We start from the raw sequence: 22,143 nt of genomic DNA, 5'->3' as shown, positions 1-22,143 counted from the left end.
ACGGCCCGCCGTGAACGAAGGAAATCGGGATACGTTATGCCGCGAGGCGGCATAAGCATCGCCAGCGTGCTTAAGACACGCCCCGACGCTTACCAGCCATGCAGACGCGGCCACGTTGCGACATCGCGATCCGGATCGATGGCGTGGTACTCGGGAAACTGCGCGCCTGTCGCGCACGCGTGATTCGGAAGAATGCGAAGCAGCGTGCCGATGGGGAAGCGCGCCACGATGTCCGGGTCGGCTTCGCCCTCATGCGAGAGAATGCCGTGTTCCTGATTCGCACCGCTCAGCACGTAACCGGGCACGACGCTGCCGTCGATTCGGCACACCTGCCCGTAACCGAAGTCGCGCTTTTGCTTTTGCGTGCCCCGGTCGCGGCTCATGGCCATCCAGCCAGCGTCGACGATGGCCCACCCTTTGTCCGCCTGATGCCCGATCACCGTCGTGAGCACGCTCAGCGCCAACTCGTCAGTCGTGCACACGCCAACGTTATGCATCACCAGATCGAAGAACACATACACCCCGGCGCGGACTTCCGTCACGCCTTCGAGATGTTCGGCGGCGAGCGCGGTGGGCGTCGAGCCGACGCTCACAACCGGACACGGCAGACCGGCGTCGCGCAGCCGCGTCGCCGCCAGCACGCAGCCCGCGCGCTCTTGTTCGGCGATGGCGGCGAGCGCTTCGGGTGTGTCGAAGTCGTAGCTCGATCCGGCGTGCGTCATGACGCCGCCTAGCGTCGCGCCGCCGTCGTGCAGCACGTGGGCGACATCGATCAGCGCGTCTTCATCGGGACGGATGCCCGAGCGGTGTCCATCCGTGTCGATCTCGATCCACACGTCGAACGTCTCGCCGTACTCGGCCCCGAAGGCGACGATTGCCTGCGCCGATGCCACGCTGTCCGTGATGATCTTCAGATCGCAACCCCGGCGACGCAACGTCAGCGCGGCTGGCAACTTGCTCGCCACCATGCCCACGGCATAGAGGATGTCGGTTACGCCGTCGTCGAAGAAGCGCGCAGCTTCCTTGAGTGTGGACACCGTGATGCCCGACGCGCCTGCCTCGATCTGCGCATGCGCAACCTCCACGCACTTGCTGGTTTTGACGTGCGGTCGGAATCGCACGCCGAGCGCGTCCATGCGAGACTGCATGCGGCGGATGTTGTGCTGCATGCGCGGCACGTCGATAACTGCGGCGGGCGTTTCCAGCGTTTGCAACGACGCGAGCGGAACGTTGTGGATCGAAGTCATGGCGATGAATCTCAGGCGGTGGCGTGGAAGTGGCGAAGCCAGTCGAGCGCAGGTGCAAGCGTAGGCGCTTCGCTGTCGGGGGCGGGTGCGCCGTCAGGACGGGACAGGCCGACACGGTTATGCCAGAACGTGCGCAAGCCAACGGCCGACGTGCCGAAGAGGTCGTAACCGGAACCGGCGACGAAGGCTGCATCGCCGGCGTCCACGCCGAGATTATCGAGTGCGAGACGGTACGGGCGCGGGTCGGGCTTGTAGAACCCGGCTTCCTCCGACGTCACGACGACATCCCAGTCGATGCTGAGCAACGCGGCTGCCTGATGTCCGAGCGACTTCGAACAGTTCGTGACGACGCCCAGTTTGCAGTGCGGGCGAAGCGCCTGAAGCAACTCGCGCGCGCCATCCCAGGCGGGAAGCGTCAGCCACTCGGCTTCGAGTGCGAGAGGTGCCGATGGCGGCAGGCCGACGTGCGCCGCCGCCTCACGCACCAGTTGTTCGTAGCTCACGTATGCGCCGCAACCGTATGTGCGCCGCAAATACTCGGCGCGCCACGTCCGGCCAGCAGTTTCGCTACCGGCGGCGCGATTCCATACGGTCCACGAGTCGAGCAGCGCGGTCAGAAGATCGAAGAGCACGGCGCGCGGCCAGCCGGTCTCGCGGGCGGGGGATATGTCGGACATGACAGCCTCTTTCGTTGTGATTTTGCGTGAGATGACTGGACGCAGTGTAGGAAGGATAGGGCGTGCCGTGGTTAAATTACGGCACATCAAACATTAAGCCCAGGTGAATGATCCAGATCGAAGACCTGCGTCTGATCGAGGCGCTGTCGCAGTCGGCATCGTTGAGTGCGGCGGCGCGCATGCTCAATGTGACGCCGCCCGCATTGTCCGCCCGTCTGCGCAAACTCGAAGCGTTGCTCGGACTGGCGCTCGCGACACGCACCTCACGTCAGCTCAGCCTGACGGCCGAAGGCGAGCGTCTGGCCCGCGAAGGGTCGGCGCTGCTCGCACAACTGGACGCGCTGCCTGAGTCGTTTCGACGCGAAGACAAACGTCTCACCGGCACGCTGCGCATTTCTGCCCCATTCGGTTACGGACGGCACCACGTGGCCCCGGTGCTCGCGCGCTTCGGACTATTGCATCCGGATCTGAAGCTGCAACTGGAGCTGCGTGAAACCCCGTGGCCGGACAAGCACGACTCGGACGCCGTCATTCATGTGGGCGCCGTGCGCGATTCGTCGTGGATTGCCCGACCGCTTGCGCCGAACGACCGCTGGCTGTGTGCGAGTCCCGCCTATCTGCAACGACACGGCACGCCGACTGAGCCGCACGCGCTACTACAGCATCGCTGCATCTGTATTCGGGAGAACGACGAGGACGCTTCATTGTGGCGGTTCCGACGTCGCACGAAGACATCTGCCAAAGCGGCACCCGCGACGTCTCGGCGTGCCGCGGCACGCGACAGCGTGCGCGTGGTGCCCGCCTATACCACCAACGACGGCAGCGTCGCACGTGAGTGGGCGGAGCAGGGGCTGGGGTTGGTGCTGCGTTCCGAGTGGGACACGCGCGACGCCGTGGCGGCGGGACGTCTCGTGCGCGTGCTCACAGACTGGGACTTCGACAGCGCACCCGTCACGCTGCTGGTGCCGACGCGTCGCGGGCGCACCGCACGTCTGCAAGCACTGATGGCGTTTCTCGAGGAGGCGCTGGCGGCGTCGGCATCTGCCCGCCGTCCTACACGTTCTGAACGTCCTGCACGCACGGGGCGCTGAAGTGCTCAGGCGGGTTGATGGGAGAGCCGGGCGCTGAGGGTGCGCGCCCGGTTGGCCAGCCCACTGCACAGTACGAGCAGGATCGCCGTCATGAAGAACACCGCCGGGAGTCCGAACACCACGGCGATCTGGCCGCCGATGATCGGGCCGATGACCTGCCCGCTGAATTGCGCCGACTGCAGATACCCGAGCAGCTTGCCAGTGCTGCGCTCGTCCACGGCGTGACGCGCCAGCTTGCCGATCGCGGGCAGCAGACCGGCCAGCGTCATCCCCATCAGCACGCGCAGCGCAGCCAGTTGCCACCATTCGGTGACGAACGCCTGTGGAATCATCACCAGCGCGGTCGCGATGAGACACCCGACGATCACGCGCCAACTGCCTACGCGGTCCGCGAGCGCGCCGAGCTTCGCGGCCGTCAACATGCTGCCCAGCGCCGAGCTGGCCATCACCACACCGGCCACGCGCGTGAGGTGCGCACCGTCCACACCCAACTGTCCGATGTAGACGGTAATGATCGGTTCAATGGACATGTTGGCAAGCAGCACCATCATGCCGGTGAACAGAATGGCGGCGATGATGCCCACGCGCGCACGGGGCATGGGCGCGGTCGTACCCGGTGCGGCTTTGCGTTTGCTGTCGCGTATGCGGTCGAAGTCTTCGCGAACGCCGAAGATGGTGAGCAACGCCGTGATCGAGATCATGCCCGCACAGGCGAAGAACGTACCGCGAATGCCGAGCAACGGCGGCAGCAGGCCGCCGATCAGCGGGCCGATCAGGTTCCCCGCAAGTGCGCCGGTCGAGAGTACGCCGAGCGCCCAGCCTGCACGATCGCGCGGCGCTTGCGTGCCGATCATCACCGTGGAGGCCGACGCATAACCGCCGATCAACCCTGTCAACAAACGCAACGCGACGAGTTGATAAACATTGTGCGCAATACCGATGAGCGACGTCACGATCACCATGCCCACAGCGGCGCGAATCAGCATTGGCCGCCGCCCGAAGCGGTCCGCCAGATGTCCCCAGATCGGCGCGGTTACGGCGGTGCCGAGAAACGTCGCACTGAACGCGACGCCGGACCACTGAATGACTGCCGATTCCGGCGCCACGCCGAGTTGCTTGACGTACAGCGGCAGGAACGGCAGCAACATGCTGAGTCCGGCAAGCGTCGTGAACGAGCCGAAGACACAGATGGCGAGGTTGCGTTGCCAGTAGGGATGGTTGCGTTCGGTGTAACTGGCGCTCGGGGGAGTGGATTCGGACGGGGGATTCACAAAAGCCTCTGAATTTCGCGATGCGTGTGCGGCACGGTGCAGACATCGTCTGTTGGCAAGCAGCGCGAAAGCTGCATGCCGACGGTCATGTGCCGAGTCTATTCCGCGCGAGGGCGCTCGGATACGGCTGCGGCGCGTACGTCACTCTTACGCGGCGCGGATGAATGCGCAAGCGTCTCCATCAAATAATCGACGAAAACCCGCGCGCGGGACGGCAGCGTCTTGCTGTGTGGGTACATCAGACTCACCGGGCGAGAACGTCCCGCGTAATCGGCGAGTACCTCGACGAGTTGACCCGACGCGAGATCCGCTTCGACGATGAAGCGGTAGGTCTGGAAAATGCCGCCGCCGTTTCGGGCGAGCGTCACACCGGCAAGCACATCGTCGGCACACCGAAAGTTGCCGTGCGCGTGGTACTCGATGTCGTTGCCTGCATCGCGGAAGAGCCACGGGATCGGGCGTCCCGTACTCGGCAGATCGAACTCGATGCATTCGTGGGCGGCGAGATCGTCCGGTGTCTTGGGCGTGCCCGCGCGCTGGAGATAGCCGGGATGCGCGACGACGACCAGTGCCGCGTCTTCGAGATGCCGCGCCACCATGCGCGACTCGGGTTGGGCCCGGAAGCGAACCGCAAAGTCGAAGCGCTCCTCGTGCAGGTCGATGTTCTGGTTGCTGACCTGAATGTCGAGCTTGATGAGCGGGTAGCGCGCCCGGAACGCGGGCAGGACCGGTAGCAGCCGGTAATGTCCGTAGGTCGTAGGCACGCTGATGCGCAACGTGCCCGACGGCTGCGATTGCGCGCCCGAGACTCGTCGTTCGGCCTCCGCCAGCAGGCTCAGCGCAGTCCGGCATTCCTCGAAATACGCGGAGCCGCCCTCCGTAAGACGGATGCTGCGCGTGGAGCGCACGAACAGGCGCACGCCCAGTCGTTGCTCCAGCCGTGCGACGGACCGGCTGACGGCAGCGGGCGTCACGCCCGCCTGATTGGCTGCGGCCGTGAAGCTGCCAGCCTCCGCCGCCAGACAAAACAGCTCGATGCTGCCAAGCAGCACATCGTCGAATTGACGTTGCATATTCGCGATTGATTACATGATGTAAAAAGACAAGTGTAATCGCATGCGTTTTTCGCGTCTTCAATCATGAATAGAGTGTGTTCAACCGGCGGGGCGGACGGATTGGCCGACGCCCCGGCAGGCGAAATGACACCAAGGACACACATCATGAGCAAGTCGGAACGTACGGTCATCATCACGGGTGCCACGAGCGGCATTGGTCTTGGCCTGGCAGAGGCATTCTTGCGCGACGGATACAACGTCGTGGGCACGGGGCGCAGTGCCGCTCGCCTCGAACAGACGGCAGCATTGCTAAACGCCGGTGAGCGTTTTCTCCCGGTCGCGGGCGACGTGGCCGATCCGTCGGCGGCCACCACAGCCTTCGCGAAGGCCATCGAGACGTTCGGTCACGTCGATGTGCTGATCAACAATGCAGGCATCTTCGCGGCGAAGCCGTTCGTCGACTTCACGCCGGAGGAGATCGAAGTGCAGATCGCCACCAATCTGAAGGGCACGCTGTACTTTTCGCAGGCGGCGGCACGCCACATGAGCGAGCGCTGCAACGGACGGATCGTGAACGTGACGGCATCGATCGCCCTTCAGGCAAATTCGGGCGTGCCCGCCTTGCTGGCTGCGGTGCTCAAGGGCGGGATGAATCAGGCGACGAAGGCGCTGGCGCTGGAACTGGCGCCGTTCGGCGTGACTGTCAACGCCGTGGCCCCGGGGGTGGTGAACACACCGATGCATGCGCCTGAGACGCACGACGCGCTGGGCAAAATGCATCCGCTGGGCCGTATCGCAGTGGTCGAGGATGTCGCGCGCGCGGTGCGGTATTTCGTGGAGAGCGATTACGTGACCGGCACGATTGCACCGGTGGACGGCGGTTACGCCGCGGGTCGTTAATTACTGCGATGACCGGTCATTTGCAATGAGTCGGTCGTCTCACCCCAACATTAATAGGAGCCAGTCATGCCGTTCGTCAGCATTCGCATTACCCGTGAGGGCAACACCGTCGAGCAGAAGGCGCAGGTCATTCGCGAAGTCACCGACACACTGCAACGCGTACTGGGCAAGACGCCGCATCTCACGCACATCGTGATCGAGGAAGTCGATACCGATAACTGGGGCTACGCGGGCCAGACAACCACTGAGTTTCGGCGTCAGTCTGCCGAGAACAAGGGCTGACGCCCGCGCGTTTCCGATGGCACGCCGCCGTCATGCGTTGTGACGGCGACGTGCTTTCGTTCGGACGTTGTCAGAACGGCTTCGACATCGCCAGATAGAACGTCCGGCGCGGCCCGAACTGCGGGGCGCCGACACCGATGCCAGTGCCGTCGCGCAGCTCGTAGACACGGTCGAAGACATTCAGCACCGACAGCTTCGCGTCGAAGCGGCCGACGCCAGGCAAGTTGAACTTCTCGCCGACACCGAGGTTGACCTGAAGGTACGCCGGAAGGTGCTCGCTGTTGACGAACCCGCTGCGCAGGCCTGAGCCGAACAGCGCATCGGCCGATAGCAGCGTTCTGCCCCATTGATACGAAACACCGGCCGAGCCCGTCACCTGCTGGTCGTGGTCCAGATGCACCCAGTGATTGGCGATGTAGGCCAGTTCGTCGGCACCGAAGTTGAACTGGCCGGTCTCGATGCCTTGCCCCATCGCGCGCGAAACGGCGACGTTCAGGTACGCGCCGACGTTGCCCTGACGGTAGTTGACGGTGCCTTCCACGCCGTAAATGCGGCCCTTCTCGTAGTTGAACGTCGAATAGATGAGCGCATTGCCGAACTGACCTTCGTCTTGCAGATGGTTCACGCGTCGATAGTAGGCATCCAGCCCGACGGTAATCGCCGACGTCAGTTGATGCGAGACACCCAGATCGAAGTAGTCGGAGCGTTCGGCGCGTACGGCGGTGTTGGCGTCGGAGGGCAGGGCATTGGTCGTGTTGAGGAATTTCGCGACCGACGTCGTATCGATCTTCTCGGTGGCTGGCGGCGTGAAGTAACGCGAATACCCGGCGTGCAGACGCGTGCGGCTCGTCAGGTCGTACGTCAGCCCAAGACGCGGTGACAGTTGCCCCTCGTTCGTCACGGTATTCACATGATCGTAGCGAGCGCCATAGTTGACCGTCAGACGATCGGTCGCCTTCCACTCGTCTTGCAGATACAGGCCGTAGGTGGTGCCCCGGTCGTTGGCGTTGTCCACGATGGTCAGCGGCGTGCCGCTCGTCTGCTGACCGTTGTCGTCGGCCGGGAAGACGTTCGACGTGTTGTCGACGCTGAAATGCTCCTGCTGCACGAACAGTCCGAAACGCAACGTGTGACGGTCGGTGAGCTTGTAGCTGCTGTCGGCCTGCACGCCATAGGCTTCATTGCGGCGCGTGATATTCGATGCCACGCCGTTGTAGACGAGATCGCCGATCGGATCCGGTGTGTAATCGACGCGGCTGGTGCGATGGAACAGGGAGATCTGGGTGTCGAGCTTTGACGAGACGTGGCTCTGCCACGACAGCACCTGGAAGTCGGTCAGCTCGCGTTGGTGCGCGTCCAGGCCCGACGAATCGGGAATCGCCCCGTTGTCCAGCGTGAACTGTGGCGCAACGCCCGGCAGGTTCGGAATCTGGAAGCGGTTATTCGACGTGCCGAACATGAACGACACGCGGTTATCCGGGTTCAGCAGGTACGACATCATGCCGAACGCATTCGTCTGATTCGTATGGTCGTGAATCGCGTTGCGGTCGCCGGTTGGATTCTCGATCCCCATGTCGTTGGCCGAAACACGCGCGCTGAAGTAGTAGCTGAGCGCCCCTTTGGTGCCGTACAACTGGGTGTTGACCTCGCGGTCGGCATGACTGCCGAACACCACGCCCACTTCGCCGCCGAAGGCCTTGGGAGGCTCGCCGGTGTCGGCGGTGCCGTCGGCGAGACCGGGTGAGCCTTTGGTGTGAATGTCGACGATGCCCGCTGTGCGATAGCCGAACTGCGCGGGTAGCGCGCCGGTGATCAGATTGATTTGCGACGCGATGCGCGCGTCGATAGCCTGACCGAATCCGCTGATCGATTCGGGAATGATCACACCGTCGATACGGTATTGCAGGTTTGCGTGATCGCCGCGCACGTGCAATTGGCCGTATGAGTCCTGCACAACGCCGGGCGCTTGCAGGAGCACTTGATTGAGCGGTGTGTTTGCGCCGAGCGGCAGCGTCTGAATATCCGTCTGGTCGAAGTTGTAGACCGAGCTGCCGGTATCGGGCGAGAGTGCGTTACGCGCGGCGTCGAGGCGCTTGGCAGAGACGGTCGTGCCTGAGAGCGCGACGTTGGCGTCGCCCGGACTGCCGGACGTTTGGGCGTGCACGTTGACCGCGAAGGCGGACGCCGCTGCTGCCGCGAGGGCATGACGGGTGAAGCGGGTTAGCTGCGGGAAATACTGGGAATGCTGGAATTGCGTGAGACGAACGAAAGGAATCCATCGGGCAGACATGCCGGACCTCAGTGTGTTTGACGTGTGGACGCCGCGCAGCCGGTGGCAGACGCGCCAGCGTTGGCGCGTCGCGACCTGCGACGGCGAATGTTCTGATTTAGACGAACGACACGGAGGGGCGTGGAGGGTCGCGATTACGTGTCGGCCCCCGCAAGACGGAGCGCACCTGCACCGGTACAACCGGTGGGTAGTGCCACTCGCGCAGCGGCGGGAGCGCACCGAAGACGGGCAGTGCGGGGAGTGCAACGTCGACCGCGATGAACGCCAGACATTGCTCGCAGACGGCGTCTTCGTCGTCCGAGCGCTGGCCGTTACCGCCATTGCCTCCGTTGCGACCGACATCGCCGTGTTGGCGTTGCGCGTTTGTCGATTCCACGGCGGCCGCCGACGCAGCCGCCAGCGCGGACGCAGTGTGAAACACCACGTGCCGTGCAAGGGCCATCTGCGAGACGAGCACGCAGACGATCAGCCAGAAAGGAAGCCAGCGGCGATGCATGAGCCGACGAGAATCGGAACGAGAAATGGGGATAGGGGACGTCGAAAACCCGACGACAAATCGTGACGAAATTAAATGCAACTCAATTGCAATGCAACTGAGTTGCGAATTCTGTCACATTCGCGGGGGCTTTGCCAAGTCGGAAAGCCAGACGGGAGCGAGCGGGGAAGATCGGGAAAGCGCGGAAGATGGAGTGCACCGCGAGGCGGGGCGACGCGCCACCGATGGCGGCCACACGGCGGTGGCGTCCGTTCAGGTGGCGCGCAAGAGCTTAGGCAATCGGCTGACGCAGCGTGGCGTCGGCGACACGAATTTGTCGCGGAATCAGTTTGAGTTGCAGGAACGTGTCGGCAATCCGTTGTTGCGCCGCCAGCAGGGACGGTGACACCGGCTTGTAGACATGGGCGTAATGACGCAGTCCCTTCTCGATGATTCTGGCGTCAAGCCCCTGAATGGGGGCCAGTTGCGCGGCGGCTGCGGCATAGTCGCCACGAATCTGCTGACCCGTCTGGCCGAGGGCGTCAAGCGTCGCCTTGATGACGTCGGCACGTTTTTCCGCGAAGGCCCGTTGACTGAGGAAGAACTGATGATGGTCGGCCGCGCCTTCGGCATTGGCGAGCAGACGCACCGGACTCTGGTCGAGCGCAGCGGTGAGGAACGGGTCCCAGATGGCCCACGCGTCGACTGAGCCGCGCTCAAGTGCTGCGCGCGCGTCGGCGGGCGCAAGAAACACAGGGCTGACGTCGCCATAATCGAGGCCGTGCTTGCGCAGCAACGCAACGAGGAACCAGTGGACATCCGATCCCTTGTTGAACGCCACGCGCTTGCCGCGAAGACCGGCCACTGTCTTGACGGGCGAATTGTTGGGCACGACGACACCTTCGGCGAGGGGCGTAGGCACCTCGTAAGCGCTGTAGACGAAGTCGGCCCCGGCCGCTTGCGCGAAGACTGGCGGCGCTTCGCCGACGTATCCGAAGTCGATTGCGCCGACGTTCAGCGCTTCGAGCAACTGCGGCCCGGCCGCAAACTCGGCCCACGTGACCTCCACGCCCAGCGGCTTGAGTCGCGCCTCCAGCGAGCCATTCGCTTTGGCCAGCACGAGGGTGCTCGCTGCCTTCTGATAGCCGATGCGGAACTTGCCCGGCTCGTGGGCGGCGCGCGCCGGAAACGACGGCAGCGCGGCCGCAGCCGCCCCTGCACTAAGGACCGTAAGGAACTGACGGCGTGAGATAGCTGGGATGGCCGAGATTGTGTTTCGCGGTTTCATGAGCGTTGCCCCGTGCAATGGCGTTGTAATGGATGTCAGTCGATGCACAAGAATTATCCGGACCGGGTCCACGCGGGCAACGAAGCGATTCTGCTTTAGATATTCACGGCTGCGGTGCAATGTAAGCGACGCAAAGCGGCATTGCCGAGCCGGGCTTGTTGCCGCCGTGGTACGAGAACGGCAGCGTTTCGCGGGCGTCGATCGTCAGCGACGGCCACAGGGCGAGCGTGTGCGCGAAACTGGCGCGTCGACACGACCGGCCGGGGTGGCCGAGCAGGATCGCCCCGCGCGCGCGGACCTCCACCTCGTCGATGTCCTTTGTGTAGATGTTGGGGCGCTTTTTCTCCGACCAGCGGGTGAGCAGGCGCGGGTGGCCCGGTGCGTAGAACGTCAGCCACGTGGCGAGATGGTCGTTGCCGACGTAAGCCAGCGGCGCGTGATAGCGCGCCCACCAGCGCTGTTCGAGGGCGATGCTCGCGGCCTTGATACCGGCGAACTTCTCCCCGGCGTTACGCAGGTTCAGGCCCAGCACCGTCGCATAGCCGATCCACACCGTCAGCCCGACGACCGGTAACCAGCGAGAAATTCGCGGAGCGCGCTTTGCCGTGACGGGTACGACGCACGCGACGAGCAGCGCGGGCAGCGGGACGGCAAACGGTTGCAGCCATTCGGAGATGCGTCCGCCTTCATGCAGAGTGAAATACATGAGGATGGGCAGTAGCGGCGCAAGCATTGCGACCGCGACGAGCCGGACCGGCGCGGCCGGACGCGTGAAGCGCAGACCGGCCAGATGCATGACGAAAGCGAGCGTCGCCACAGGATAGAACGCAGTGAGTGCGCCGCGCAGACCGCGCCAGTTCAGCCGTTGATGAATCTGGTCGTCGACCCAGCGCAACGCTGCGAAATCGTGCTGTACAAGCCAAAGCATGTTCGGCGCAATCAGTGCGAAAAGAACGAGCAGCCCGAGCAGGAAGGCCGGATGGCGGTAATGGCGGCGTGTCTCAGTTGTCCACAGCGTCATAACAAACATCGCGCCCAGCAGTGCGAACGTCGAATACTTGGTCATGGCGGCCAGACCGGCGACGACGCCGAACGCCAACCAGAACCTTGGCGAGTCGAACATCGCGCGCACGAAAAGCCAGAGCATCCACGGCCAGAGCATGACCAGCAGATAGTTGTCGTTGTACGGGAGGATGTCGATGTTGATCGCGCCCGTCAGGTGCAGGCTCAGCATGGCGAGCCAGGCGAGACGCCGGTCCCCCGACAACCGTTTGGCCAGATGCCAGACACCGAGCATCCCGACGGCAACCACAGCGAAGTGCGACGCGTACCAATAGAACGCAAGCGCTTCGCCGTTCAGCCCTAACCCTAAAGCTGGCCACATCGAGAACCCGACCAGCCAGGGGTTCTTCGGTGTTCCCCATTCTGCATTGCGCGCCCAGTTCAGGGCCTCGACGGCGTCGAAAGGCACCGTGGGATCGAGGGCTGCGCTCGTGAGCGTCCAGACGATGGCGTACACCGTCACATAGAGCGAAGGCGAAAACTGAACGGCGACGGCCGCGCGGCTGACGAGTGCTCGCAACGAGAGCGTGCGACGCACCGGCGCATCGGTCGGCGAAGTGGAGGTGGCGGCGTGATTTTGCATGCGCGCTTCGACCGGGCGAACGCGCGCATGTTCTTCACGTTATTTTGCAATCCGAATCAAAGAAAGTGGTGATGAATTGCAATGTATGTTGTTGTTTTTGTTGGGATTGTTGGCGCCTGAGCGGCGTGCCGCAAGCCGTTTCCGGTCAAGCTTGTTCACAAACGCCAACAAAACAAAACGAATGAAAAAGGACGACAACAAACTTCCGGTCGACGACGTCGCCCGTCAGCCGTTTTCGAGCGGTGCGTCGACGATCAGTGCCACGTTCACCTGACGAATGCGTTGATCGACAAAATAGCCGCCGCCTTCCTGATAGCGCAGATACAGACGACCGCATTCGCGGCACCGGCAGACGTTCGCGCGGTTGTAGGGAAAGTAGCGCGGCGCGATGGGCGCGTTCGTTGCCCAGTAGGACGTGCCGTCGGGGTGATATTCGCTGAACGTCGGTTCCGGCTCATCTGGCGCGAACAACGTGCCGACGACTTCGAGCTGCGCATCGGGCAACGAGTTGGGCAGACTCGCCCAGCCGTCGAGCGGCGTTCGGGTGCATTGGCAATCGGCGCAAAGGGAGGTGGACGATTCGGCGAGGGCGGCGAAGGCTGTGTGATCGAGGTAAGGAAGATCGCTCATGGGGGCTTTGGGAGTGGCGTCTGGCCGTCATCGTGCCCGAACATGCGTTAGCGGGGCGGCACGGTGCGACGGTGTTCGCCATGGTAGCGCGCTCCGGAAAATGAAACACGGCTCATCGCCGCAAACCATTGAATTTCGCAGGGATGTCATGAAGCCGCGCATGGACTGATATATGATATTCGCTATATATCTAACTATATAACGGAGTTCAGGCTGTGAAGAAGACGGGGTTTTCGCGCGCTGTCGCGACGATGACGCTGGCGATGTGTGTCGGCGCGACGATGGTGATGGCAACGCAGGTGCGTGCCGACGACACGTTCCGTGTCGCGTATGCCGGTTCGATGGGCGTGGTGATGGACAAGGGGCTGGGTCCGGCCTTCGCGCAACGCGAGCATGTGACCTATCAGGGGCAAGGCGAAGGCGCGTACGGTCTGGCCCGTCTGCTGGCTTCGGGGCGTTCGACGGTCGACGTGTTCGTCTCGATCACCCCCGGGCCGATGGCGATTCTGAAGGACGCGGGACTGATCGACGAAGCCGTGCCGGTCGCCAGCACCCGGATGGTCATCGCCTACAACCCGAAGGGGCGCTTCGGCGAAGCTTTCCGTCTCGCGGGCGCCGACGCGGCGCATCCGGCGTGGTGGAAGGTACTGCAAACGCCGGGCCTGCGTTTCGGTCGCACCGATCCGGCAACGGACCCGCAGGGACAGAACATCGTCTTCACCCTGATGCTCGCGCAGAAATACTACGAACAGGCGGGTCTCGCACAATCGGTGCTGGGCGACGTTCGTAATCCGCAGCAGGTATTCGGCGAAGGCGGATTGCTCACGCGTCTCGAAGCAGGGCAGGTCGACGCGGCGTCTGGCTACGAGAGTGCGACGCGCTCGGCCAAACTGCCTTACGTGGCACTACCCGACGAGATCAACCTGAGCAATCCCGTCTTCTCGAAGTCGTGGTACGACACGGTGTCGTTCACCTTGCCGAGCGCCGACGGCAAGGAAAAGACGGTGCGTCCCCAGGCGCTGGTGTTCTACGCGGCGAAGCTCAAGAACGCCGCGCATCCGAAGGCTGCCGATGATTTCCTCGCTTTCATGACGTCGTCGCAGGGGCAGAAGCTGTTTGACGACAACGGTTACGGCAAACCCAAGGGCGACGCCCTGTACCACTGACCTTCACCGATTGGCGGAACGTTTCGTGCAGAAGTGGAGGGATGACCTGCCTGTTGACGCGGAAGTCGGCAGCCGGGTCGGATCGGGGCTGGGTCGGCTGGGCGAGGTCGTGACGTGGGTGTTGCTGGCGGTGCCCTTCGTCGCTCTGGCAGTAGAAACGCCGTGGCGGCACTTTCGTCTGGCCTACGGCGACTGGGATGCCGTTGCCGTCTCGCTCGGACTGTCGTGCCTGTCGATGACGATCATCGTCGTCCTCGGCACGCGCGTCGCGCATTGGCTGGCTTCGACCCGCTCGCGCCTCGCACGTCTCGCGCAAGGGCTCGTGCTGGTTGCCCTCATGACGCCGCCACTGGCGATGGGCATCTTGCTGGCGACGGCCTATGGGCCGGTCGGCACGTTCGGAGCGCTGCTGGCGCGTGGCGGTATTCTGCTCGGCAACAATGCGCCTGCGTTCGTTCTCTCTCAGGTCTACGGTGGGCTGCCGTACTTCATCCTCGCGGCGCGCGCCGCGTTCGAAGCTGTGCCGCCGGTCTTGCCGGTGGCCGCGCGCAGTCTCGGCGCAACGCCGTGGCAAGTCTTCCGTCGTGTGACCTTGCCGCTCGCGCGCGGCGGACTTGCGGCGGGACTCGTCGTTGCGTGGGTGCGCGTGATCGGTGAGTTCGGCATCGTCATGATCTTCGCCTACTTCCCGCAGGGCATCCCCGTGAAGCTCTACGTCAACCTGCAAAACGACGGGCTGGGTGCGGTCTATGCGCTGCTCTGGCTGTTGCTCGTCGTGGCGCTGCCGTTGCCAATTCTCGTGCTGATGATGACGCGCCGTCGGCACCTTGCGGATCACACAAGCGACGACCCGGTGTTCTGACCCCTGATATTCGCTGCCCCGAAATTCACTTCAGATGTTAATCTTTCGCGCGTCCGTCCTCGAAGGCGGATGTTATGCATAACTAGCGATTCACTAGACATCGATTGACATCAGGAGGGTATGTGTTCGAAATGTTCCGTCAACAAGGTGGGCGTCTGACCCGGCAGTTGCCGAAGGTGGCAATGGGTTTGATGGCCGCGGCAGCATTGCTCGGTGCACCAGCGCACGCGAGCGAGGTGTTGTCGAGCGAGGTCTACAGCAAGAATCTTTCGCGCCCGCTGACCTACAACGTCTACCTTCCGACAGGCTATGAAGCCAACGGCAAGACGACGTACCCTGTGCTGTATCTGCTGCACGGCAACGACGGCGTGAAGAACGACTGGGCGGTCAAAGGCCACATGCAGTCGACCATGGACAAGCTGATCGGCCGCGGCGACATTCCGCCTGCCATCGTGATCATGCCGGACGCCAATACCAACTGGTACGTGGATCTGAAGGAGCGCATGGAAACGGCGTTCTTCAGCGAGCTGATCCCGCACGTCGAGAAGACGTATCGGGCGATCAAGACGCGCGACGGACGCCTGATCGGCGGCCTGTCGATGGGCGGGTATGGTGCGATGCGTTACGCGCTCAAGTATCCGGAGAAGTTCAAGGCGGCTGCGCTCTTGAGTCCGGCTATCTACAATCCGGAGCCGCCGAAGGACTCGTCGGCCCGCTTCGTGAAGGTGTTCGCCGAGCCGAACACGAACGGCGAGTACAGCGCACGTGTCTGGCAGCAGAACAACTACCCGGCGTACTTCGACGAGTTCCTGAAGAAGGGCATCAAGGTGCCGATGTACATCAACTCGGGCGACGACGACGATTTCAACATCGAGATGGAAGCCACGCGCTTCTATGAGTTGCTGCGTGCGAACAAGCAACCGGCGGAATTGCGCATCGTAGACGGCAAACATGAGTGGCCGGTTTGGGCGAGCACGCTGCCCGACGCGCTGAAGTACATCTTCCGCGATGTTCAGCGTCCGCAGCGCAACGACTGACGTCCGATCCAGCTGTTGACGTGATTCAACATCGGCCCCTCGAATCCATGCGATCGAGGGGCCGGTCGTTTTGACGCGATGGTGTTGACTACAGCGAACGCTCGATCGCCTGCCCGAGCAACGACAGGCCCAGATCGACTTCATCCTCGCTGACCGTCAGTGGCGGGGCAATACGAAACACGCCGCCCATGCCGGGCAACTGCACGATGTTCATGCTCAGGCCAAGGTTCATGCATTCGCGCGTGATCTTCGCGCCGAGGCCGTCTGCGGGCGCTTTGGTGCGTCGGTCTTTCACGATCTCCATACCGAGCAGCAAGCCGCGTCCGCGAACGTCGCCCACGCACTCGAAGCGCTCCATCAATCCCAGCAAGCCGTTGCGCAGCCGCTCGCCCATCACGTTGGCGCGGGCGACGAGGCCATCGCGCGCCACCACGTCGAGCACGCGCAGGCCGACAGCCGCCGGTAGCGGGTCGGAAACGTGGGTCGTGTAGAACAGATAGCCGCGCTCGTGGGCGCGCTCCTCGATTTCCGCCGACGTCACGATGGCCGCGAGCGGCAGGCCTGCGCCGAGCGTCTTCGAGAGGGTCAGAATGTCAGGCGTTACGCCGTCGCGTTCGAACGCGAACATGGTGCCGGTGCGTCCGATGCCGGTCTGCGCTTCGTCGAGAATCAGCAGCATGCCGCGCTCCTCGCACTTGCGCTTGAGGGCAGCGAGATAGCCGGGCGGCAGTTCGATGATGCCGCCGGAACTCAGGATCGGTTCGGCGATGAACGCAGCCAGATTGCCGCTCGATTGACGATCGATCAGGTCGAACGCGTAGTCCAGCTCGGCAAGATAGTCGTATTGTCCGGCCGGACCGAAGCGCGGGCGGTACGTGAATGGCGCGGGAATGGCAAACGAGCCCACGGCCGCCGGGCCGACGCCTTTGCGTCCTGCGCTGTAGGTCGCAGAGGCTGCTGCGCCCGTCATTCCATGCCACGACTGTGCGAATCCCACGACTTCGTACTTGCCGGTGACAAGCTTGGCCATGCGAATGGCCGCCTCGTTCGACTCCGCGCCCGTGCTCAGCAGCATCACGCGGTCCAGTCCCTCGGGCGTGATTTCGGCCAGCCGGGTGGCCAGATCCACGACCGGGCGCGACAGCATGCCGCTGAACAGATGATCGAGCTTGCCGATAGATTCCGTCACAACCGAGACGATGTCCGGGTGGCTGTGGCCGAGCACCGCGCTCATCTGTCCGGAGGTGAAGTCGAGGATGGCACGCCCGTCGGCGTCGTAGACGAAGCTGCCCTGGGCGCGCTCGACGATCATCGGCTCGAAGGTGCCGCCGTAGCGGATCAGATGCTCGCGGGCATTGCGCCAGAAGTCGGCGTCTTGGTTCTTTGACACGGCAAATCTCCGGAGAACGGCATTGGACGAAAAGCAACGGGAGGCACAACACTCGCTTGCAGTCTAAGCAGCGCTCTGCTTTCATAAAAGCGAATAATGCTAATGAGAGATAGTAGTGAGGCTAATATCGTGAGCGCGACTCTGGAAATCGATTTGCTGCGCTCGTTCACGGCCATTGCACAAGCCGGTTCGCTCAGTCGCGCCGCGCAACGCATCGCCCGAACGCAGTCGGCGCTGAGTCAGCAGATGAAGCGTCTGGAGGAGATCGTCGACCAGCCGTTGTTTCAGCGCACGGGCCGTGGGGTGGTGCTGACCGGCTCCGGCGAGCGTCTGCTCGGTCACGCGCAGCGCATTCTTCGCGCGCACGACGAGGCGATGGCCGACATGTCGGGGCGCGGACTGACCGGGACGATCCGGTTCGGCTGTCCGGATGACTATGCTGCGGCGTTCCTGCCCCATTTGTTGCGTGAGTTCGCAGTGGCGCATCCCCACGCGCAAGTCGAGGTCATTTGCGAGCCGACACCGAGATTGCTGGAGCAGTTATCGCGTCATGCGCTCGATCTGGCCCTGATTTCTTTACCTGACGGCGTGGACGCGCCCAATGTGATCCGGCGTGAAGCCCTGGTCTGGATCGGGAGTCCGGGGCTCGACGGGGTACTGTCGAATCCGGACGAACCCTTGCCGCTGGCGCTCTCCGATCCCGACACGCTGGACCACATCGCCGCCTGCGATGCGCTGTCGAAGGCCGGAAGGGCGTACCGGATTGCCTACGCGAGCAGCAATCTGGCCGGACTGACGGCGCTCGCGCGCTCGGGACAGGCGTTCGCGGTGATGACGCAGACGGCGGTGCCACCGGACTTACGCATTGTTACAGCTGATACCGTGCCGACGTTGCCGTCCGTGGGGATTACGGTAAAGTTCGATCGCGCGCGTCCCAGTCACCTGAGCGTGGCGTTCGCCGATCACATTCGGCAGACGCTGGCAGTGATGTGAGGCGGACGTGCATCGACAGGGCGTCGGTATGCGTTCCCGTGGCGACGAATTTCAAGCACAATTGCGCGTTGCGCAGGCGAGCGGGCCAAGTCCCGGGCAGGCGCGGCAGTCAGTCAAAAGAATCCGGGTTCTGTGCATTGGGGGCATCGATCGCCAGAGATCCGGGGTAATGCAGTCTTCGCAAGTTTTTGCGATTTTTTGTATCGAGGTCGATATGTTGGCGCGTTTCGTGGCGTTTTCTCTGGTAATCGGTTCGCTGTTTGCACTGGCGGGTTGCAATACGGTCGACGGCGTCGGTCAGGACATTTCGGGCGCTGCTCGCACCGTCAAGCGCGCGCTGTAAGCGTTCGTGTCGCGTTAGCGTTTTTATGCCTCGCTTTGGTGCCAATTCGCCGAAAAGAGGCCGCGCTTTACACGCTATCTCAAGTTTTCCGCTTTCTCGCCGTTGGAGCCGCTAACGCTGTCATGAAGGTACGGGTATCGTGCCGGGTGGCAGACGGTGGCGGCCGCTCTCGGTGGCCACGAAATGGAAAGAAAGGCGGAAGCGCAAATGTTGAAAAATTGGACGATTCGTTGGCGGTTGCGGATGGCCGTGGCCGGTCTGGCGGCCCTTGTGCTGATCATCGGTGGGCTGGCGCTCATTGGATTGCACGATACCGTGGGGAGCTTGCGCGAGGTCTACGACAAAGAACTGGCGAGCACCCGTTTGCTGGGCGAATCGGAAATTCATATCGGCCGCGCGCGTGCTGTCGTGCTGCGTGCACCGCAAGCGCCGTCCGAAGAGATCAAGGCGGCTGACGTCAAGAAGGGCACCGAGTACTGGGGCGAGTCCGAGAAGGCATGGCAGGCTTATCTTGCGTTGCCGTCGGACGCCGACGAACAACGTCTTGCGAAAGACGTGACTGGCACCCGGCAGGCGCTCAAGGACGCCTTCACGTTGGTCCAGAACAGCATTGCTGCGGGGCAGACCGACGTCTACTACGCGCAGGCGGCGGTGCTGGGCAAGCGCTACACGTCATACGTCAACGCTAACGAAGCGCTCAAGAAGCTCTACGACGAGCGGGCGAAGTCCAGCTTCGATTCGGCGGTGTCAACCTACGATCGCTTGTTTGTCGTGACCTTCGGCGCGATTGCGTTTGCGATTATCGCGGCCTTCCTGACGGCGCGCTCGCTGAACCGCGCGATCACGCGACCGCTCGACGATGTCCTTGAACACTTCCAGGAAATCGCCGACGGGAATCTGCAACGTGCCGTCCATGCAACGTCGACCGACGAGATGGGCCGGTTGCTGGGCGCGCTCGCCAATATGAAGACGCAGCTCAACGATACGGTCTCCCGCGTGCGCAAGAGCGGCGAAGCGATTGCGGCCAGCGCGCGTGAGATTGCCGCGGGCAATCTGGATCTGTCGGCGCGCACGGAGCAACAAGCGGCCTCGTTGGAGGAGACGGCGGCCAGCATGGAGCAACTGACAAGTACGGTGCGTCAGAACATGGAGCATGCGCGTCAGGCGAACCAACTGGCGCGGCAGGCAAGCGATCAGACGGGGGCGGGCGACACCGCAATGACCGAGGTCACCGACACCATGCGTGCCATCGATGCCGGGTCTGCGCGGATTCGGGACATCATTGCGCTGATCGACGGCATCGCTTTCCAGACCAACATCCTCGCCTTGAATGCGGCGGTCGAAGCGGCGCGTGCGGGCGAGCAGGGGCGTGGGTTCGCGGTCGTCGCCGGTGAAGTGCGGACGCTGGCACAGCGCTCGGCGAGTGCGGCGCGCGACATCAAAACGCTGATCGAGACGTCGGCCGAGCGCTCGGCGGCGGGCAGCCGTATCGTCGGTGAGGCGGGTGCGGCGATGAGCAGCATTGCGAACAGCGTGCAACGCGTGACGGACATCATGGCGGAGATTTCGGCGGCGTCGGAAGAGCAGACGGCGGGCATCGATCAGGTGGCACGTGCCGTGACGCAAATGGACGAGGTTACGCAGCAGAACGCGGCGCTGGTCGAGCAGGCGTCGGCGGCAGCGCAGTCGCTGGCCGAACAGGCCGAATCGCTGAAGTCCGCCGTCGCGGTGTTTCGTCTGGCGTAAGCCCCGTCAGATCGAGGAACGCCCCCACCATTCGCGCACGAAGTCGCCACGATCCGGGCGGGGCGTGACTTCCGGGTTCTCAGGCGACGTACCGACGAAGAGGAAGCCGAGCACTCGTTCGTTCGGTTCGAAATCGAGAATGCTATGGATGTCGGGGTCGTAGGCGTCGACGCCGGTGGCCCAGAAACCGCCATAACCCAGCATATGAATGGCGTTCAGCAGATTCATGCTGGCCGCGCCCACGCTGAGGAGTTGTTCGATTTCCGGTACTTTCGTCGCCGTCGAAATAGACGCCGCAATCACGATGATCATGGGGGCCGCAAAGGCTTTGCGACGGCGCTGCTCGTGCGCTTCGGCAGGCGCTTCGGGGTCGCGTCTGGCGGCGGCTTCGACGAGGGCTTGTCCGAGATCGTGACGGGCCTCGTCGCGCACGACCACGAAACGCCACGGACGCAGACGTCCGTGATCGGGTGCACGCAACGCGGCGTCGAAGATCAGGTTCAGTTCGGTATCGCTCGGCGCTGGCGCCGCGAGCGGCCATTGGGACTGTCTCGAGAGCAGTGCTTCGAGGGCCAATTGGCGCGAAGCCACGTCCGGCGGTGAGAATTCAGGGGTCGTACCCATCGGGGGGATTCTCCAGAAACGGAACCCCCATCATCCGCCATCTACGTATAAATTGCAAAATGATTCTCATTTGCAATATTGCGATCGACTTTTCGACGACACCGTTGTCGAGCGAACTTCGACGGGCGCAGAAAACGTGGTCCTACTATCGCGTGCTAGCATCGATTTCGCATTTGCAGCCCGGTATCAAAAGGAGGAACACCTTATGGCGAAGCGCTCGACAGCAAGTCAATCCAGGAAGAGTTCATATCCACTGTTCGGCGAAATGACTTCTCCGGCGAAGAACATCCGACTCTCCGACCCGGAAGCCAGGGAAGCCATGGCCGCCGCGAAGGCGGTGGTGACGGCCAGCAAGGAGAACGCGTTACGGTTCCTCCAAAGCGTCGGCATCGTTACGGCGTCGGGACGGTTGGCGAAGCGCTACGGTGGGTGAATGACGCGTCGGTGGGATATGTACAAGCGGCAACCCGGTTTCGTTCTTGGCTTTCACGGTTGCGACCAACGTGTTGGGGAGTCGGTGCTTGCCGGGGAGCGGCACCTGACGCCGAGCACAAACCCATATGACTGGCTCGGCTCAGGAATTTACTTCTGGGAAAGCAGCCCGGCTCGCGCACTTCAGTTCGCGGAAGCCGCCGCGAGCACGGCGAAAATGATAACGAAGGGCAATATAAAAACGCCGTTTGTGCTCGGTGCAATTATTGATCTGGGAAATTGCTTCAATTTGATCGATGCATCGGCGCTGAAGGAGTTACGAGAGGCGTACGACTTCGTTTCCAGTGCGTTGGCAGCGACCGAACTGCCCAAAAATGTCGGTGGCCCTGACAAGTTGATGCGGAATCTGGATCGTGCAGTACTCGAGACGATGCACCAACTGCGAGCCGGGTTTCACGAGGCTTCGCGGGCAACCCCGCCTTATGACACGGTACGTAGTCCCTTCGGGGAGGGCGGTGAACTCTATCCGGGTTCGGGCTTTTCGAGTAAGGCGCATATTCAAATTGCGGTACGCAATTCAGATTGCATCCGCGGTTACTTCCGACCCATTCAACGATGATTCAGCGCCTCGTCTTCGGACGAGGCGCAGTTGTTTGATGCGCTGAATCCGGTGACGGAGCGCCCTTTCGCGAAAGCTTG

Annotated in this window: 22 protein-coding genes; 11 read left to right on the top strand and 11 right to left on the bottom strand. The window is 62.9% G+C overall.

Annotation, left to right across the window (positions count from 1 at the left end):
• Positions 1–89: 89 nt before the first annotated feature.
• Both PCO31010_RS01820 and PCO31010_RS01815 read right to left on the bottom strand, forming a co-directional pair.
• Positions 90–1,247, bottom strand: a complete 1,158-nt coding sequence (locus PCO31010_RS01820) for a DSD1 family PLP-dependent enzyme (RefSeq protein WP_150662731.1) — start codon at positions 1,245–1,247, stop codon at positions 90–92.
• An 11-nt stretch (positions 1,248–1,258) separates the two neighbouring features.
• Positions 1,259–1,924 carry an HAD family hydrolase gene (locus PCO31010_RS01815; RefSeq protein ID WP_150662730.1) on the bottom strand — a complete coding sequence of 222 codons (666 nt, stop codon included), beginning with the start codon at positions 1,922–1,924 and terminating at the stop codon, positions 1,259–1,261.
• A 107-nt stretch (positions 1,925–2,031) separates the two neighbouring features.
• On the opposite strand from PCO31010_RS01815, the gene PCO31010_RS01810 reads away from it, so the two are divergent.
• The gene (locus PCO31010_RS01810; protein ID WP_150662729.1) at positions 2,032–3,015 is read left to right on the top strand and encodes a LysR substrate-binding domain-containing protein; all 984 of its coding nucleotides are present in this window, start codon (positions 2,032–2,034) and stop codon (positions 3,013–3,015) included.
• A gap of 5 nt (positions 3,016–3,020) precedes the next feature.
• Here the strand turns inward: PCO31010_RS01810 and PCO31010_RS01805 are convergent, their stop codons facing one another.
• Both PCO31010_RS01805 and PCO31010_RS01800 read right to left on the bottom strand, forming a co-directional pair.
• Positions 3,021–4,286 carry an MFS transporter gene (locus PCO31010_RS01805; RefSeq protein ID WP_150662728.1) on the bottom strand — a complete coding sequence of 422 codons (1,266 nt, stop codon included), beginning with the start codon at positions 4,284–4,286 and terminating at the stop codon, positions 3,021–3,023.
• Between the two features lie 98 nt (positions 4,287–4,384).
• On the bottom strand, positions 4,385–5,359 hold the full coding sequence (locus tag PCO31010_RS01800) for a LysR family transcriptional regulator (RefSeq protein ID WP_150662727.1): 975 nt from the start codon (positions 5,357–5,359) through the stop codon (positions 4,385–4,387).
• A 147-nt stretch (positions 5,360–5,506) separates the two neighbouring features.
• Here PCO31010_RS01800 and PCO31010_RS01795 point away from each other — a divergent pair, with 147 nt between their 5' ends.
• Positions 5,507–6,241 (top strand): SDR family NAD(P)-dependent oxidoreductase, encoded by a 735-nt coding sequence (locus PCO31010_RS01795; RefSeq protein ID WP_150662726.1) that lies wholly within the window; start codon positions 5,507–5,509, stop codon positions 6,239–6,241.
• A gap of 66 nt (positions 6,242–6,307) precedes the next feature.
• Positions 6,308–6,523 carry a tautomerase family protein gene (locus PCO31010_RS01790; protein ID WP_150662725.1) on the top strand — a complete coding sequence of 72 codons (216 nt, stop codon included), beginning with the start codon at positions 6,308–6,310 and terminating at the stop codon, positions 6,521–6,523.
• 70 nt (positions 6,524–6,593) lie between these two features.
• On the opposite strand, the gene PCO31010_RS01785 is transcribed toward PCO31010_RS01790, so the two are convergent.
• From PCO31010_RS01785 to PCO31010_RS01765, 5 genes are all read right to left on the bottom strand, one after another.
• Positions 6,594–8,813, bottom strand: coding sequence for a TonB-dependent receptor (locus PCO31010_RS01785; RefSeq protein ID WP_174984219.1), 2,220 nt, complete (start codon positions 8,811–8,813; stop codon positions 6,594–6,596).
• Positions 8,814–8,910: 97 nt separating this feature from the next.
• Positions 8,911–9,309, bottom strand: a complete 399-nt coding sequence (locus PCO31010_RS01780) for a hypothetical protein (protein ID WP_150662724.1) — start codon at positions 9,307–9,309, stop codon at positions 8,911–8,913.
• Positions 9,310–9,580: 271 nt separating this feature from the next.
• Complete coding sequence (locus PCO31010_RS01775) at positions 9,581–10,576, bottom strand: aliphatic sulfonate ABC transporter substrate-binding protein (RefSeq protein WP_150662723.1); 996 nt, start codon at positions 10,574–10,576, stop codon at positions 9,581–9,583.
• Between the two features lie 103 nt (positions 10,577–10,679).
• On the bottom strand, positions 10,680–12,221 hold the full coding sequence (locus tag PCO31010_RS01770) for a glycosyltransferase family 39 protein (RefSeq protein ID WP_150662722.1): 1,542 nt from the start codon (positions 12,219–12,221) through the stop codon (positions 10,680–10,682).
• A 225-nt stretch (positions 12,222–12,446) separates the two neighbouring features.
• Entirely contained in the window at positions 12,447–12,851 is a 405-nt protein-coding gene (locus PCO31010_RS01765; RefSeq protein WP_150662721.1) for a hypothetical protein, read from the bottom strand.
• A 215-nt stretch (positions 12,852–13,066) separates the two neighbouring features.
• On the opposite strand from PCO31010_RS01765, the gene PCO31010_RS01760 reads away from it, so the two are divergent.
• The 3 genes from PCO31010_RS01760 (at position 13,067) to PCO31010_RS01750 (ending at position 15,916) form a co-directional block, all read left to right on the top strand.
• The gene (locus tag PCO31010_RS01760) at positions 13,067–14,017 is read left to right on the top strand and encodes an extracellular solute-binding protein (RefSeq protein WP_246184391.1); all 951 of its coding nucleotides are present in this window, start codon (positions 13,067–13,069) and stop codon (positions 14,015–14,017) included.
• A gap of 25 nt (positions 14,018–14,042) precedes the next feature.
• The gene (locus PCO31010_RS01755; RefSeq protein WP_246184390.1) at positions 14,043–14,879 is read left to right on the top strand and encodes a molybdate ABC transporter permease subunit; all 837 of its coding nucleotides are present in this window, start codon (positions 14,043–14,045) and stop codon (positions 14,877–14,879) included.
• Positions 14,880–15,010: 131 nt separating this feature from the next.
• The gene (locus tag PCO31010_RS01750) at positions 15,011–15,916 is read left to right on the top strand and encodes an alpha/beta hydrolase (protein WP_150662720.1); all 906 of its coding nucleotides are present in this window, start codon (positions 15,011–15,013) and stop codon (positions 15,914–15,916) included.
• Positions 15,917–16,004: 88 nt separating this feature from the next.
• Here the strand turns inward: PCO31010_RS01750 and PCO31010_RS01745 are convergent, their stop codons facing one another.
• Positions 16,005–17,306, bottom strand: coding sequence for an aspartate aminotransferase family protein (locus PCO31010_RS01745; protein WP_150662719.1), 1,302 nt, complete (start codon positions 17,304–17,306; stop codon positions 16,005–16,007).
• Between the two features lie 102 nt (positions 17,307–17,408).
• Between PCO31010_RS01745 and PCO31010_RS01740 the strand changes: the two genes are divergently transcribed.
• From PCO31010_RS01740 to PCO31010_RS27050, 3 genes are all read left to right on the top strand, one after another.
• Positions 17,409–18,299 (top strand): LysR family transcriptional regulator, encoded by an 891-nt coding sequence (locus PCO31010_RS01740; RefSeq protein ID WP_174984216.1) that lies wholly within the window; start codon positions 17,409–17,411, stop codon positions 18,297–18,299.
• Between the two features lie 214 nt (positions 18,300–18,513).
• The gene (locus tag PCO31010_RS27055) at positions 18,514–18,642 is read left to right on the top strand and encodes a hypothetical protein (protein WP_257125724.1); all 129 of its coding nucleotides are present in this window, start codon (positions 18,514–18,516) and stop codon (positions 18,640–18,642) included.
• Positions 18,643–18,849: 207 nt separating this feature from the next.
• Positions 18,850–20,388 carry a methyl-accepting chemotaxis protein gene (locus PCO31010_RS27050; protein WP_174984213.1) on the top strand — a complete coding sequence of 513 codons (1,539 nt, stop codon included), beginning with the start codon at positions 18,850–18,852 and terminating at the stop codon, positions 20,386–20,388.
• A gap of 6 nt (positions 20,389–20,394) precedes the next feature.
• Here the strand turns inward: PCO31010_RS27050 and PCO31010_RS01730 are convergent, their stop codons facing one another.
• A complete protein-coding gene (locus PCO31010_RS01730) occupies positions 20,395–21,012 on the bottom strand; it encodes a nitroreductase family protein (protein ID WP_150662716.1) in 618 nt (205 codons plus the stop codon).
• A gap of 265 nt (positions 21,013–21,277) precedes the next feature.
• On the opposite strand from PCO31010_RS01730, the gene PCO31010_RS26550 reads away from it, so the two are divergent.
• Entirely contained in the window at positions 21,278–21,445 is a 168-nt protein-coding gene (locus tag PCO31010_RS26550; protein ID WP_174984112.1) for a hypothetical protein, read from the top strand.
• Positions 21,446–21,463: 18 nt separating this feature from the next.
• Positions 21,464–22,063 (top strand): hypothetical protein, encoded by a 600-nt coding sequence (locus PCO31010_RS01725; RefSeq protein WP_150662715.1) that lies wholly within the window; start codon positions 21,464–21,466, stop codon positions 22,061–22,063.
• Positions 22,064–22,143: the final 80 nt, after the last annotated feature.

The organism is Pandoraea commovens (genome assembly GCF_902459615.1).
Lineage (GTDB): Bacteria > Pseudomonadota > Gammaproteobacteria > Burkholderiales > Burkholderiaceae > Pandoraea > Pandoraea commovens.
Note: the sequence above shows the minus strand (reverse complement) of the source record. Positions and strands in the feature narration are given on the sequence as shown.